This is a genomic window from Microbacterium sp. NPDC064584, from assembly GCF_040687315.1.
Lineage (GTDB): Bacteria > Actinomycetota > Actinomycetes > Actinomycetales > Microbacteriaceae > Microbacterium > Microbacterium lacus.
Genome location: NZ_JBFBMZ010000001.1, coordinates 740,879 through 755,196 on the forward strand (window position 1 = coordinate 740,879; position 14,318 = coordinate 755,196).

10 protein-coding genes and 1 tRNA gene are annotated in these 14,318 nt (G+C 69.4%); 5 read left to right on the forward strand and 6 right to left on the reverse strand.

Annotation, left to right across the window (positions count from 1 at the left end):
* Positions 1-223: 223 nt before the first annotated feature.
* Complete coding sequence (gene radA / locus AB0P18_RS03565; protein WP_363358957.1) at positions 224-1,591, reverse strand: DNA repair protein RadA; 1,368 nt, start codon at positions 1,589-1,591, stop codon at positions 224-226.
* Between the two features lie 85 nt (positions 1,592-1,676).
* On the opposite strand from radA, the gene AB0P18_RS03570 reads away from it, so the two are divergent.
* Positions 1,677-2,186: an SRPBCC domain-containing protein gene (locus tag AB0P18_RS03570; protein ID WP_363358958.1), complete on the forward strand. Its 510-nt coding sequence runs from the start codon at positions 1,677-1,679 to the stop codon at positions 2,184-2,186.
* A 9-nt stretch (positions 2,187-2,195) separates the two neighbouring features.
* On the opposite strand, the gene AB0P18_RS03575 is transcribed toward AB0P18_RS03570, so the two are convergent.
* Together AB0P18_RS03575 and AB0P18_RS03580 are read right to left on the reverse strand one after the other, a co-directional pair.
* Positions 2,196-3,146, reverse strand: coding sequence for an L-lactate dehydrogenase (locus tag AB0P18_RS03575; protein WP_363358960.1), 951 nt, complete (start codon positions 3,144-3,146; stop codon positions 2,196-2,198).
* A gap of 52 nt (positions 3,147-3,198) precedes the next feature.
* Positions 3,199-4,584, reverse strand: coding sequence for an MFS transporter (locus AB0P18_RS03580; RefSeq protein ID WP_344051424.1), 1,386 nt, complete (start codon positions 4,582-4,584; stop codon positions 3,199-3,201).
* Between the two features lie 115 nt (positions 4,585-4,699).
* Between AB0P18_RS03580 and AB0P18_RS03585 the strand changes: the two genes are divergently transcribed.
* A complete protein-coding gene (locus AB0P18_RS03585) occupies positions 4,700-5,557 on the forward strand; it encodes an LLM class F420-dependent oxidoreductase (protein ID WP_363358961.1) in 858 nt (285 codons plus the stop codon).
* 39 nt (positions 5,558-5,596) lie between these two features.
* Positions 5,597-5,687: transfer RNA gene (locus tag AB0P18_RS03590), tRNA-Ser, on the forward strand.
* 508 nt (positions 5,688-6,195) lie between these two features.
* On the opposite strand, the gene AB0P18_RS03595 is transcribed toward AB0P18_RS03590, so the two are convergent.
* Positions 6,196-7,539 carry an FAD-binding protein gene (locus tag AB0P18_RS03595; protein WP_363358962.1) on the reverse strand — a complete coding sequence of 448 codons (1,344 nt, stop codon included), beginning with the start codon at positions 7,537-7,539 and terminating at the stop codon, positions 6,196-6,198.
* Positions 7,536-9,119 carry an FAD-dependent monooxygenase gene (locus AB0P18_RS03600; RefSeq protein WP_363358963.1) on the reverse strand — a complete coding sequence of 528 codons (1,584 nt, stop codon included), beginning with the start codon at positions 9,117-9,119 and terminating at the stop codon, positions 7,536-7,538. The genes AB0P18_RS03595 and AB0P18_RS03600 overlap by 4 nt, the downstream gene beginning before the upstream one ends.
* A 171-nt stretch (positions 9,120-9,290) precedes the next feature.
* On the opposite strand from AB0P18_RS03600, the gene AB0P18_RS03605 reads away from it, so the two are divergent.
* Positions 9,291-9,884 carry a TetR/AcrR family transcriptional regulator gene (locus tag AB0P18_RS03605; RefSeq protein WP_363358964.1) on the forward strand — a complete coding sequence of 198 codons (594 nt, stop codon included), beginning with the start codon at positions 9,291-9,293 and terminating at the stop codon, positions 9,882-9,884.
* A gap of 28 nt (positions 9,885-9,912) precedes the next feature.
* Complete coding sequence (locus AB0P18_RS03610) at positions 9,913-11,697, forward strand: CocE/NonD family hydrolase (RefSeq protein ID WP_363358965.1); 1,785 nt, start codon at positions 9,913-9,915, stop codon at positions 11,695-11,697.
* A 95-nt stretch (positions 11,698-11,792) separates the two neighbouring features.
* Here the strand turns inward: AB0P18_RS03610 and AB0P18_RS03615 are convergent, their stop codons facing one another.
* Positions 11,793-14,312: an Ig-like domain repeat protein gene (locus AB0P18_RS03615; protein ID WP_363358966.1), complete on the reverse strand. Its 2,520-nt coding sequence runs from the start codon at positions 14,310-14,312 to the stop codon at positions 11,793-11,795.
* Positions 14,313-14,318: the final 6 nt, after the last annotated feature.

A 14,318-nucleotide genomic window follows, 5' to 3' on the forward strand; every position in this document is an offset into this window, starting at 1 on the left:
CGCGAGAGGGCAGAAATGTAGGGTCCGCGCGGCGTGTCGCCCTACAGAAGTGCCCTCTCGCGAAGGGCAGGGAGCTCGACATCGGAAGCGGGATTTGGCACACTCGCCGGATGGAATTCCTCATCGTCGGCCTCGTGTGCGCGGCGGGACTCGTGATCCCGGTCGTGCTCGGCGTGCGCGACAGCAGATACCGCCGCACCCACCGTGGCCGGTGAGCTGCGACTCAGAACGTGGGGGCGTCCTCGCCCGGACGGGACTTCGCCCGCCGGCGCACGTCGTTCAGCGCCCCGCGCAGCGTGAGGGACCGGTCATCGATCAGGTCGGCGTAGCCGAGACGTGTCGCCTCGCTCCGGCGCTGGGATGACTGGGTGACCCGTCGCACCTCGCCGGCCAGGCTCAGCTCGCCGATCGCGGCGAGACCCTGCGGTGTGGATTCGTTGCGGACCGAGCCGGCGACGGCGATCGCGATCGCGAGGTCGGCCGCGGGTTCGGTGAAGCGCACCCCGCCGACCGTCGAGACGTAGACGTCGAGGTTGGACGTCGTGATGCCCGCGCGCTTCTCGAGAACCGCGAGGACCATCGCCACGCGGGCGCCGTCCACACCGTTCACGATGCGACGCGGGTTCGGTGCCGCCGTGGCGATCGTGAGCGCCTGCACCTCTACCGGCAACGCACGCCGGCCCTCGAGCGCGATCGCCACGCACGTGCCGGGCTCGACGCTGCCGTGTCCGAGGAAGAGTGCGCTCGGGTCGGCGACCTCGGCGATGCCCGAGCCGGTCATATCGAAGCACCCGACCTCATCGGTCGGCCCGAAACGGTTCTTGAGCGCACGCACGAACCGCAGCGAGGTCTGCCGATCGCCCTCGAACTGGCAGACGACATCGACGAGGTGCTCGAGGACGCGGGGACCGGCGATCGTGCCGTCTTTCGTGACGTGCCCCACGATGATCACGGGGAGACCGCGTTCCTTCGCGACGCGGATGAGCGTCGAGGCTACTTCGCGCACCTGGCTCGGGTGGCCGGCCATGCCGTCGGAGAGGGCGGAGGACACGGTCTGCACGGAGTCGACGATCAGCAGCTCGGGCCGGACCTCGTCCACGTGCCCGAGGATCGTCGCGAGGTCGGTCTCGGCCGCGATGTAGAGCTCGTCGTGCAGCGCCCCCGTCCGCTCGGCCCGAAGGCGCACTTGCGCGGTCGATTCCTCCGCGCTCGCGTACAGCACGCGCCGCCCGGACCGCGCACTCTGCGCTGCGACCTCGAGCAACAGGGTCGACTTGCCGACCCCCGGCTCGCCGGAGAGCAGGATGGCCGCGCCGGGCACGAGACCGCCGCCCAGGACGCGGTCGAACTCCCCGACTCCTGTCGTGCGCCGCGGCGCGTCCCTCGTGTCGATCGCGGTGATCGGGCGGGCTACGCGCTCGGCGCTCGGCGCGACGGGGACCATGGTGCGCACCAGGCCGGTCTGCTCTGCGGCCTCGACTACGGTGCCCCACTGCTGGCACTCGCCGCAGCGGCCGACCCACTTGGGTGCCGTCCACCCGCATTCCGTGCACTTGTAGGGCGCGGGTGCGGAGGTGCGTCGGGTCGCCATGAGCCCAGGGTAGGTGGCACCTCCGACAGACGGATGCCGCACCCGCGGCATCCGTCCGAGTCGGGTCCCGTCCTAAGCTGTCGGTATGCGCGTCGACTCCGCCCACCGCCGAATCGCAGCCCTGCCGGAAGAGGTCTTCCGTGCGTTCCGGGACCCCGGCCTGCTTGCCGCGTGGCTTCCGCCCGAGGGGATGCACGCGCACCTCGAGCAGTTCGACCTCCGCGCGGGCGGCGGATTCCGCTCCGTGCTGACGTACGAGACGCACGATGCGCCCGGCAAGTACTCGGCGCACACTGATGTGACAGAGACCAAGATCCTCGAGATGGACGCCCCGCACAAGATCGTCTGGTCGGTGCGGTTCCCGTCGGAGGATCCGTCGTTCGCGGGCACGATGTTCATGGAATGGACGTTCGAGGCCGTGCTGTCCGACGACCCCGAGCAGACCCCCGGCTCGCAGGTCCACGCCGATCTCGGCACGCTCGTCACCGTGCAGGCGAAGGACGTCCCTCCCGGGATCGACGCCGCCGAGCACGTCGCGGGGCTGGAGTCCTCGCTGCGGAAGCTCGCGGCGCTGTTCGAGCACCGCGCCCGCTGACCCCGGCGCTCACCGCAGCGAGGCGGCGACCTCGCGCAGCGCGTCGGCGGACCGGCGCATGAGGCCGAGCTCGCTCGGCGAGTACGGCGTCTGCGGGATCGGGTGCGCGCCCGCGGCGTCCACGACCGACGGCACCGAGAGGGCGACCCCGTCGATGCCGTGGTAGTCGTGCAGCACCGTGCTCACCGGCATCACGGCGTGCTCGTCGTGCAGGATCGCCTCGACGATCCGCGCGCTGGAGAGGCCGATCGCGTAGTTCGTGGCGCCCTTGCCCTGGATGACCTTGTACGCGGCATCCCGGACGTCGACGGCGATCGCGTCGAGCTCGTCGACGGTCATCCGCGGGTGCCCTTCGCTCTCCCATTCCAGGATCGGCACGGTCCCGACCGTCGCGGTCGACCACAGCGGGAACTCGGTGTCTCCGTGCTCGCCGACGATGTAGGCGTGCACGCTCGCGCGGGAGACCCCGGCGCGCTCGGCGAGCCGCCAGCGCAGGCGGGAGGTGTCCAGGACGGTGCCGGACGCGAAGATCCGCTCCGGCGGGAGGCCGGTCTGCTCCTGCGCGAGGACCGTCAGCACGTCGCACGGATTCGTCACGATCACGTAGATCGCGTTCGGGGCGACCTCGAGCAGCTGCGGCATCATCGTCTTCAGGATGCCCGCGTTCACGCCCGCGAGTTCGATGCGGGTCTGGCCCGGGTTCTGCTTCGCGCCGGCGGTGATCACCACGACGTGGGATCCCTCGACCACCGAGATGTCGCTGCCGCCGACGATGTCGCTCGACCCGGTGAACTGCGTGCCGTGCGCGAGGTCGAGCACCTCGGCCTCCACCTTCGCCGTGGCGATGTCGTAGAGCGCGACGTGCCGTGCTGAGCCGCGGATCAGTGCGGCGTACGCGGTGCTCGCGCCGACGCTCCCCGCTCCGACGACGGTGAGCTTCGAGTTCTCGATGACGGTCATGCGACCAGTGTGGCAGGACGCGCACCGACCGGCACGGGTGGGGTCGCCGTGATTATCCGGCCGCCGGGGTGGCGGCATCCACGGGTCGCGAATTGCGGATGCCGAGGAAGGAGACCAGTCCGCCGAACGCCAGCATCGCGGCGGCGACGATCGCTGCCCGGTAGAACCCCTCCAGGTCCAAGGTGCCGCCGACGATCGTGGCCAGCATCGCGATCACGAGCAGGCCCGCGACGCGCGAGACCGCGTTGTTGACGGCGGACGCGATGCCTGAGCGGCTCGTGTCGACTGCGCCGAGGATCGCCGTGGTCAGCGGTGACACCGTCGCGGCAAGGCCCAGGCCGAAGACGATCATTCCGGGGAGCATCTGCGTCCAGTAGTCGAAGTCCTCCTGCACGCTCAGCAGCAGCAGAACTCCGACTCCCATCACCAGCGGGCCGACCGTCATGAACAGGCGAGGCCCCCACTTGCCGGCCAGGGCACCCATGCGCGAGCTGAGCAGGATCATCAGGATTGTCGTCGGGATGCTGGCGAGCCCGGCGAGCGTGGCGGGCAGGCCCGCGCCCTGTTGGAGGTATACCGCGACGACGAATCCGTTCAGCGACAGCGCGGCGTAGATGAAGAAGGTCGCCACGTTGCCGGTCCAGAAGTTGCGGATCTTGAACAGGCCGAGGGGCAGAATCGGGTCCCGCGTCGTCCGCTGGCGGACGAGGAAGCCGGCGAACAGAAGGATGCCGATCATGAGCGGGATCCAGATCGCGGGATCGGTCCAGCCGAGTCTCGGCTGCTCGATCAAAGCGAAAACGGCCGCGCCGAGGCCGAAGGTGCACATCAGCCCACCCAGCCAGTCGATGTGCGTGTCGGGCTTGCGCACGTCGTGGGCCTGGAGTCGGGTGAGCAGCCACAGGGTGAGGCCGATCGGGATCACGTTGATGAGGAACACCCAGCGCCAGGAGAGGAAATCGACGAACAGGCCGCCGATCAGCGGGCCGGCGATCATCGCGCTGGTCGTGAGGGCCGTCCACTGTCCGATCGCCTTGCCCTGCAGCGGGCCGCGGATCGTCGAGGTGATGAGGGCGAGTGAGCTGGGCACCAGAAACGCGCCGGCGGCCCCCTGGACTGCGCGGGCGATGATGAGGAAGAGCGGTTCGGGGGCCACAGCGATGGCGATCGAGGCTATGCCGAACCCGATCAGGCCGATGCGCATGACGAGGATGCGGCCGAACGCATCGCTGACCGAGCCGGCCAGAAGGATCAGCGCGCTGAGGGTGATGAGGTAGGCGTCGACCACCCACTGCTGGGTGATCAGCCCGCCGCCGAGCTCCCGGCTGATCGCCGGCAGGGCGACGTTGACGACGGTCCCGTCGAGGAACGCCACGAACGATGCCAGCGCCGCGATCCAGACGACCAGCCGCTGCTGGCTGTCCAGAGTCGGGCTCATTTTCTCAAACTAGACCTTCGTCGGGACCGGCGGGCCGCGGGGTGCGGTCAAGGACGTAGCATCTGTGCAGACGTGGGCGGATGCGGCATCCGATGCGCCTGAGGGGAATGGCGGAATGGAATTCGGACTGCACATCGCGGACTTCACGTGGCGCACCGGCGCGGCGCGCCTCGGCCCGGCGCTCGCGGCGCACGTGCGGGGCGCCGAGGCGGCGGGCATCCAGCGCATCACCGTGATGGATCACTTCTGGCAGCTGCCGGGGATCGGACCCGTCGAGCACGAGATGCTCGAGGCGTACGCGACCCTCGGGTTCATCGCGGCGCATACCGAGAAGGCCCTGTTGCACACGCTCGTCACGGGGGTGATCTACCGCCATCCCGCGCTCCTGGCCAAGCAGGTCACCACGCTGGACGTCCTTTCCGGCGGCCGTGCCGCTCTCGGGATCGGCGCGGCATGGAACGAGCAGGAGACGCAGGGTCTCGGCTTCGCCTTCCCGCCGGTCGCGGAGCGGTTCCGGCAGCTCGAGGAGACGATCCAGATCTGCCTGCAGATGTGGTCGGAGTCCGAAGAGCCGTATGACGGAGCCATCTGGCAGCTGGAGCGGACGCTGAACTCGCCGCAGAGCATCAGCCGGCCGCATCCCTATCTCATGATCGGCGGGGGTGGCGAGAAGAAGACGCCGCGGCTGGTCGCCCAGTACGCCGATGCGTGCAACCTGTCGGCGATGGGGGAGCTGCCCGCGCACAAGCTCGACGTCCTGCGGGGGCATTGTGACGCGGTCGGGCGCGACTACGACGAGATCGAGAAGACCGCGATGATCGGTGTGAATCCGCAGTCGACGCCGAAGTCGGTGGCGTCGGTGGTCAGCGGCTTGAGTGACTTGGGCTTCACTGCGACGTACGTTTTCTCGGTCGGCATCGACGAGCCGGAGCGGGTCGTCGACCTGATCGCCGGGGTCGCCGCGCGGGAGTAGGTTTCGTTCGCGGGCTCGGTGTGTCGTAAGCTTGTCGGCGGTGACGTGTCCGAGCGGCCGAAGGTGCAACTCTCGAAAAGTTGTGTAGGGTAACCCCCTACCGTGGGTTCAAATCCCACCGTCACCGCCATAAATCCCTGATCAGGGGGTATTTTCCGCTTCCGTTGAACGGAAGTGAGTAAAGCCGTTCCCGGTCGGGGTCGCGCTATTGCCCGTTTTGCCGCGTGATTCCGCGGAGTCTGCGCCCTCGCTCCCGATTAAAGCATCGCGGATGCTCGTTTTACTCACTTCTTACTCGAGCGCTGGTGGGCCGGCCTAGGCGTAGACGCTGGAACCCCGGAATGACGCGGATCTGCCCGCGAAATCTACGGTGAGAATGTGCCCCACCGCAACTGACGCGCGGCCGTCCAATCACCGTGGTCGATGGGACCACGGCAAGCGATGCCGATGGAACTTTCCAACGTCCGGAATTCGGAAGGCCGGATGTCACCGCGAGCGATCTGCCCCACCTCGCGGATGGGAACGTACCGAGCGATCGCGGACCTTGGTCTCGTGTTCGCCAACGGCATGTAGGAGGAGCCGGCCGGCAGTACCGCGATGGAGCGTCAGACCACGGATCCAGTGCGAGAGTGCGCGGGTTAAGTGACGAAAATGCCGGCCGGATCGTGCGCGTGTCGGACGTCGTCGAGTCGCGTCTTCTGGTCGTCGCGCCACGACGTCTCGAAGGCACGAGGGGCGTTGGCGCGCCCGACGAAGTTCACCAGTGGGTTGGGCAGGTGGTGCGCTGCGGTCGCGGCCAGCACGGAGCGTGCCGCGGCCAGCCGAGCCTCGTCAGGCAGCGATGGGACGGGCGCTGCATAGACGTTGAGCAGGTGCTGAGTCGGTCGACCACCCACTGCATCCGGGTCCGATTCGCGCAGTGTGGCACCGCCAAGGGTCCGGATCTCCACCGCCGATAGCGGGAGGTCGACGTCGAGTCCGCCCGAGGCGAGCACCGCATCGACAGTCACGTGATCGAGGGTTGTGAGTGATGCGGTGCCGTTGGCCACGGCCATGGGCGCGGTCGGGTCGGCGTGGATCGACCCCACCTGCGCGTAAGGCAGCACGCCAACGGTGTCCAGTAGAGGCGTCGCGGCCGCGCGCAGCGGTACGAGCTGCGACTGGGCGGCGTCGAGCGTATCGAGGCTCGCGAAACGCACATGGACGACGTGCTTGCCGCTGAGGGCGGGCGGCAACGCAGGGGAGTCGGGAAAGCGCAGCAGCGCGATCGAGGTAGTCGTGGACTCGGGCAGCGCGGGCGCCCAGGCGGCGTACGCGCCCAAGACGTCGGCTGCCGCATCGGCCCCGAAGTAGACGCCTCCCCCCGTTATCTCGGGATACGGCAGCAGCTCGATCGTCACGGCGGTGACCACGCCGAACCCGATCTTGCCTCCGCGCATCGCCCAGAACAGGTCGGGGTGCGTGTCGCATGAGACGGTGATCGGCCCGTCGGCTGCGGTCACGACCTCGAACGAGCGCACGTGGTCGGAACTGAAACCGAAAGAGCGAGCGAGCGGACCTACGCCTCCGCCGAGCAGATAGCCGACGACTCCCACGGTGGGCGATGACCCGCACGGCGCCGCGAGACCGTGAGCGGCGGCCGACGCGACGACGGGTGACCAGGTGCATCCGGCGCCGATGCGAGCGGTGCGGGCCGAGGCATCCACCTCGACCTTGTCGAGCTCGCGCAGGCTGATCGCGGCGCCGCCTGTGAGCGGGCCCAGGCGGCCATGCCCGGAGCCCAGCGCGGTGAGCTGCATGCCCTGTTCGGCGGCGACCGAAACGGCGGATGCGACATCCGTCGCTGTCTGCGCGTCAACGACGACCGACGGCGCGACCTCGACCCCCAGATCGAAGCCCGCAACGGCATCCGCGTAGCCGGCGTCGCCGGGGACCAGGACGACCGAGACGCCCGCGCGACGGAAGGCGTCGATCGTGCTCACCGGAGTGCCTCGGAGGGCGCGGCCGAAACGGCGGCGATGTACGCGTCGATGTCGGTGGGGTGCTCGGCATCGGAGATCGCGGCGATGTATCCGTCCGGGCGCACCAGGATGGCACCGCCTCGCTCGTCGAGACCGTAACGCGCGGCGACCCGCCTCTCGGGATCGGCGAGGTCACCACTATCGGTCGTCGGCGCGACCCGGATCGTCTGCGCGCCGGCCGGCGCGGCCTGGTCGGGGAACGCGCCGGCCTCGTCGGCGACCAGCACGAAGGCGTACCCCGATCCGCTCGGGTCGCGGTGGGCCAGGGCCGGCCACAATCCGACCTCGGCGACGGCGCGGACGGGGTCGCCCGCTCGGACGGGACCCCGGTGGCCCGTTTCGCCCAGCGGCGCGTAACGGTATTCGACGGTCATCTGCTCGATCTCGTTCGCCATCGAGTGGCGCGCGAGCCTCAGCTCCAGGCCCGCTTTCATGAGCAGATCTCGCGCTTCGCGCGCGAAGGGCGAGTTGAGCGTGCCGGCGTGCGTCAGCTCCGTCGTGAATTTGATGACATCGGCGGCTACGGGGTGGCGCTCGTCGTGGTAGCTGTCGAGGAGCACTTCGCTCGCCTCGCCCTGCACGGCGGCCGCGAGCTTCCAGGTGAGGTTGAAGGCATCCTGGATGCCGGTGTTCATGCCGAGCCCGCCCGCGGGGGAGTGCACGTGGGCTGCGTCACCCGCGAGGAACGAGCGGCCCGTGCGGTACCTCGGCACTTGCGCGTGATGGATCTCGAAGATCGTGAGCCACCGCGAGGACTCGATCCTGACGTCCATCTCGCGCTCGTCGACCGACTCCTGAAGCCACCCGAGAGTCGGTTCGCGCGTCTCGGGGGTGTCGGCGGGGATCTGGCAGATCACGCGCACGCGCTTGCCCGCCATCGGGAACAGCATCCCGACGGCGTCGCCGGGGGAGAAGAAGATGTGGAACGACTGCTTCTGGTGGGCGAAGTCGGCATCGACGTCGCCCATGAGGAACCGCTCGCCCTGGAAGACGCCCTCGAGCTTCAGTCCCAGGCTGTGCCGCACGGCGCCCTTCGCGCCGTCGGATCCAACGAGCCACTCCACGCGCGCGATCTCGGTCGTGCCGTCGGAGTGGGTCAGGTTGGCGCGCACCCCGCTCGCGTCCTGCTCGAGGCCCGTGTAGGTTACGCCCCGCTCGATCTCGACGCCGAGCGACGAAAGACGCTCGCGCAGGATGCGTTCGGTGTCGGTCTGCGGAATCGTGATCGAGTACGGGAACGGGCTGTCGATCGTGTCGAACCCGACGCGTCCGAGTAGCGAGCCGTTCGCGTGCATCTGGGCGCCGGTCGTCCTCACGCCGGTGGCCGCGATTTCGTCCAGCACACCGAGCTGGTCGAGGAGTTCGAGGGATCGCGCGTGCAGCACGACCGCGCGGGATTCGTCGGTGGGCTCGGGAAGCTTGTCGATGATCCGCACCACCACACCCCGCCGTGCGAGGTCGATCGCGGCGACGAGGCCGACCGGTCCGGCGCCCACGACGAGGACGTCGGTTGGCGGTTGTGTGGATGCTTCGTCGACCATCGTGCTCTCCTGTATCGGCCGTGTGTTCGTGCGCGGGAATCAGCGCGCGGGACTCCTCGTGCAGGGCCCGGTGGGGTGGGGTGGAACCGCTTGTTCCGCGCGAAAACTGCTCGACGGTCGGTTTTTTGGTTACTGTACCAAGACAGAGGTTTTCCGGGAAGAGACACTTCGATGCCAGATCGCCGTGAAGCACTGCTCGACGCCGCCATCGCCGTGGTGCGCGAGGGCGGCTATCCGGCGCTCACCCAGACCGGTGTCGCGTCGCGGGCGGGGATGACCCAGGGGCACCTCACCTACTACTTCTCGACGCGCAGCGACCTCGTGCGCGCGGTCGCCGAGCGCATCGTGCAGAACCAGTTCGCCCTGTTCGACACCCGTGGGCTCCCGAGCTCGGTGGAGGAGGCGGTGCAGAACGTCGCGACGTTCGCCGTCGCGACCGAAAACACGCGGGCGCTCGCGACGCTGATGCTCGCCGCCGACGCCGAGCCGGTGGCGGGCGAGGCCTTCAACGCGCTCGCTTCGGGGATGCGGCAGCGGGCGACCTCGTTGCTCGCCGCGTTGACCGGCGACGCCGATGGGCCCGAGACCATCGGATCGCACACCCTCGACGGCAGGCTCCTGCACGCGGCCGCGGTCGGGGCCGCGGTGCTCACCCTCGCGGAGGGCGCGAACGCCGACAATGCCGAGACCAGGCGCATGCTCGCGCGCCTGCTCGAGCTGCTGACCTCCGTCGCGGGCGAGCCATACGAACCAGAAGGCGCATGACGCGCCCCGAACTCGCCGGAGCACCCAGATGAGCCACGACGACCACGCGCTACCGCTCAAGGGTTCCACCTACGGCCCGCAGTACGCGGGATGGACGCCCACCGCCTTCGCGATGCAGGGACTCGGCAATCGGGCACTGCTCGACCAGTTCGTCGACGTCGGCGACGGCGTCGGGCTGCACGCCGACGTCTATCTGCCGAAGGTCGAAGGGCGCTATCCCGCCGTCGTCTGCTTCGCCGGCTACAGCACCGAGGGCCACACGGCGGGGCTGCCGTCGGGGACGAACGAGATCGGCTCGCCGCCGGTGTTCACCGACCGCGGGTACTGCCCCGTCGTGGTCGAGCGCCGCGGCATGGGGCGCTCGACGGGTGAGCAGGTCGTCTTCTTCGACCCGCAGGACGTCGATGATCACGAGAAGGTCATCGCCTGGGCGGCCGAGCAGCCGTGGTGCAACGGCGACGTGGTGCTCTTCGGCACGTCGTATTACGGAATGGTCCAACCGCTGGTGGCCGCACGCAGACCTCAAGCGCTCCGGGCGTTCTTCGCGCACGAACTGTGCACGGACTTCTACCGCCACCTGGTCGCGTTCGGCGGCGTGCCCGGGCTGATCTTCCTGAACCTCTGGATGGGTGCCAACTTCACGCAGGAGAAGTACGACGAGCGCATGTCGGAGGGTCGCAGGGCGCTCATCAGTCACGTGACGAACGGGATGCTGCATCCGCTGCTCGAGAAGATCGTGCACAAGAACGTGGGCCGATTGTTCGCCTCCTTCATGTCCGCCATGCCAGTCGAGGCTGTGCGCCGGATGTACGTGAACTGGGTGTTCGACGGCAAGACCCGCGAGACCTCGACGATCCCCGAGGGTTCCACCGGGATGCTCGGGCAGATCGACGTGCCGTTCGTCGCCGTGCAGAACCTCGGCCACTTCAACGTGCACCAGTTCGGCACCTACGACCTGTTCGAGAACACGGGAACCCCCGACGATCAGAAGTGGATGATCGTCGGGCCGGCGCAGTACGACCTGCCGGTGTACGAGTGGCAGGGCGAGGCGCTCGCGTTCTTCGACTACGTGCTGCGGGGAACGGAGAACGGCTACGAAGGTCAACCGCACGTTCGGTACTGGGTTGACGGGGCGGGGGAGTTCGGGACGGGAAGCGCGTTCCCGCCACTCGATGGCACGCCCACGCGTCTGTACCTCGCGTCGACGGGCGAGGACGAAGACCTGCACCGGCTGGCGCTCGAGCCCGCGACGGAGTCGGCGAACACGTGGGTCGCGGTGCCGCTGGGCCTGCCCGTGATCGGCGGTCTCGACGACGTCGCCGTGCAGTCGCTCGGCTTCGAGATCTCGTTCGATCGCGACGTCCGGCTCGCCGGTGCGGTCACGGCCAACCTGCGCTTCAGTTGCAACGAGATCGACTCGTTCGTCATGGCGCGGCTGTCGCGCATCGACGCGGAGGGCGATCGACACCACCTGTCGATGGGCGCGATCCGCCCGGCGGCGCCGACCGAGGATGCGCCTCGCTCGACGCGGAACGAGATCGCGATCGACTCGGGGCGGCGTGTCCCGCTCGTCCCCGGCGAACCGGTGACCCTGCGCTTCAGCCTGACTCCGGGCCCAACGCACGTGAAGCCGGGGGAGAAGCTGCGGCTCGACATCGCGAGTCGAAGCGACCTGCTGCGGCTGGACCCGAGCCAGGGCTACGGCCACTACGACCTGCCCGTCCCCCCGTACCTGTGCCGCAACACGGTGCACATGGGGAACTGCAGCTGGATCGAGGTCACCGAGATTCCCCTCTCCGCACCACCCGTGTGACCGGTCAGGCTCCCCTCGTCCGGCAGCGCCTCCGGTGACACGCGTGTGCGGGCCGGCGCCCTGAGGCGCCGACCCGCACACGACCCCCGACGATTTCAGTCGCGCACGGAGTCCTCGGCCCGGACCCGCGTGCGACGCACGGTGGCCCATCCGAGCGCGGCTGCGCCCAGGACGAGGATCACCGCGGCAATTCCCAGTGCCTCGAGGTTCGCTCCTCCGCCGGTCACCGCCAGCGAGGATGCCGCCGAACGGGGTGCGGCGGCCGAACGGGGCGCGCCGGCGCCGACTCGTCGCACCTGGATCGTGACCTCGGCGGACGAGGGCAGGTGCTCCGTGCTGCCCAGGTACTCCAGTCGTAGCCTGTGAATGCCCGGTCGGAGGTTCTCGACGGTGAGCGTCGCCGTTCCCTCCCGCACGTCGGCCCGCACGAGTTCCGTGTCGCCCTCGAGCACGCGCATCGTGCCCTGGGGCACGGCGGCCGTGCTGATCTGCGTGGCCGTCGCCGCGACATCCGCGTGGATGACCCCGGAGTCGCCCACCACGCGAGCGTCGCGGACGGTCACGACCGTGGCCGCGCGTTCGTCCGGCGCGCTGGGCGGGTCGTACGCCGCCGTGCCGGTGACGGACGGATCGGTTGTCAGCGTCGCCGTGAAGGTCCGCGATGCCGGGTTCAACTCGTCCAGCTCGACCGTCCACGACGAGCAGTCCGCGGCGGGGAGCACGCGGTCGACGATGTCGCTGCTCGTCAGGGCCACGTCACAGCCGAACGACTGACCCGTCGGTACGCCGTAGACGTCGAGTGCTTCGACATCGACGATCGGAGCCGACGGGTCGGCGGGATCGATCGTGACGTCCAAAGACGCGGGGGTGGCGGTCGGGACGTCCGTGTAGACCTGGAGCCCGACGAGCTGGAAGCGGTATCCGTCATCCCCGGCAGCCTCCGGCCCGAGCTCGGTCACGAAGACCCTCAGGTAGCGGCCGGTCGTGGCCTGGTCGAAGACGTATGTCCGGGCACCATAGTCGCCGGTCTGGTTCGTGTAGGTCTCGACGGTTGTCCAGGTCGCCCCGTCGTCGGAGACGTCCACGCGGAACGCCTGGGGGTACCCCGCGCCATCGACGTTCGCCGGATCGGTCACCGTCGTCGAGCGGGGAACGAGGATCACGCCGCCCACGCTCTGTTCGGCGCCGAGGTCGACCGACACCCAGGCCTCGGCGTCCTGCGTGGGTGAGGCCGGATCGGTCGTGAATCCGTAGTGACCGACCTCGCTCTGCGTGTTGCCCTGCGTGAGGTATTGCGCGGACCATCCGTTCGCCTCGAACGAGCTGCTCGCGGTCACGGTCTTGCCGAGGGCGAGATCGTTCGCGCTGACCGTGACGGGGAGGGTGGCCGTGGTGGTCGAGTACGCGGGGTCTCCCGAGTAGGCGGCCTGGATCGTGTGCGTGCCGAGCCCGCTCAAGGGGGCGGATGTCTGGGCCAGCATGGCGAGTCCGTCGCTCACCGTCGCCGAGCCGAGCGGGATCGGGGAGGACGCGTTCGTGACGTCGCTGAAGTCGACGGTCCCCGTGGCATCGTCCGGGAGGGATGCGGCCACCCAGCCGATCGATCCGCCCTCGAGGATGGACGCGTTCTCCACGGCGACATTCATCGTCGGGACCGGCTTGTAGGTGACGATCAGCTCGACCCATCCGTTGGGCGGGTAGTCCCATCCGTTGGTCGAGAAGTCGACGCCGGTCGGTTCGATCGACGCGTCGGAGACGATCGAGGCGACCATGGATGAGCCTGCGCCTCCGCCACCCCCCGCCGAGACGCCCTGAGCGCCGCCGCCGCCGGCGCCGCCCTTCACGCCGCCGCCTCCGCCTCCGCCGCTCCCGCCCAGGTCCGTGCCCCCGTTGCCCGCCTCGCCCTGACTGGTCGGTGCGCCCGCGGCGGCACCGCCGCTGCCCCCGAGAGGCCCGACCGTGCCGTGGTGCCCGTCCTCGCCGGTCCAGCTGCCCGTGTACCCAGCGTTGCCGCCCAGCCCGAAGTGGTCGGGGTCGCTGCTGGATCCGCCCGCGCCGCCGCCGCCGCCCGCCACGGCGAGGGTCGTCGTCACGTCACCGCGGACGAGCTGGATCGTCGTCGCGCCGCCGCCCGCGCCGCTCGTGCGGGTTTCGAGGCTGTCCCAGGCGCCGTTGCCGCCGTTCGCACCGAGGCCGCCCCATCCGCCGAGGGGCGGGTGGGGGTTGCTCGCGTCGTCCCAGCCGCTTGCCGGCTCGCCCGCGGCGCCCACCGATATCAGCAGCTCGTCGCCGGGTTCAAGCGCGATGGTGCCCGTGACCTGAGCGCCCCACGATCCGCCGGATATCGTGTAGCCGCCGCTCGGCCCGCCGCCGCCGCCCGCGGCCTGGAACTGCAGTGACTGCATATTCGGCAGCACTGTGAATGTCTGGACCGTTTCGCCGTCGACTTGGAAGACCATCGAATCCGTGGCGGCGGCCGGAGAGGCGCTCGATACGACTGTCGTGCCCGCGCAGACGAGCCCCAGCGTGAGCGCGGCCGCGACTGCGCGCACTTTCGACGCGGGACCCGAAGTCCGCCGGTGGGGCGCTTCCCCCACGTTCCGGTGAATATCCATGCCAGC

Excerpts from the sequence above, each read along its gene's own strand:
- radA (WP_363358957.1), bottom strand. The coding sequence starts at position 1,591 with ATGGCGACCCGACGCACCTCCGCACCCGCGCCCTACAAGTGCACGGAA.
- AB0P18_RS03570 (WP_363358958.1), top strand. The coding sequence starts at position 1,677 with ATGCGCGTCGACTCCGCCCACCGCCGAATCGCAGCCCTGCCGGAAGAG.
- AB0P18_RS03575 (WP_363358960.1), bottom strand. The coding sequence starts at position 3,146 with ATGACCGTCATCGAGAACTCGAAGCTCACCGTCGTCGGAGCGGGGAGC.
- AB0P18_RS03580 (WP_344051424.1), bottom strand. The coding sequence starts at position 4,584 with ATGAGCCCGACTCTGGACAGCCAGCAGCGGCTGGTCGTCTGGATCGCG.
- AB0P18_RS03585 (WP_363358961.1), top strand. The coding sequence starts at position 4,700 with ATGGAATTCGGACTGCACATCGCGGACTTCACGTGGCGCACCGGCGCG.
- AB0P18_RS03600 (WP_363358963.1), bottom strand. The coding sequence starts at position 9,119 with ATGGTCGACGAAGCATCCACACAACCGCCAACCGACGTCCTCGTCGTG.
- AB0P18_RS03605 (WP_363358964.1), top strand. The coding sequence starts at position 9,291 with ATGCCAGATCGCCGTGAAGCACTGCTCGACGCCGCCATCGCCGTGGTG.
- AB0P18_RS03610 (WP_363358965.1), top strand. The coding sequence starts at position 9,913 with ATGAGCCACGACGACCACGCGCTACCGCTCAAGGGTTCCACCTACGGC.
- AB0P18_RS03615 (WP_363358966.1), bottom strand. The coding sequence starts at position 14,312 with ATGGATATTCACCGGAACGTGGGGGAAGCGCCCCACCGGCGGACTTCG.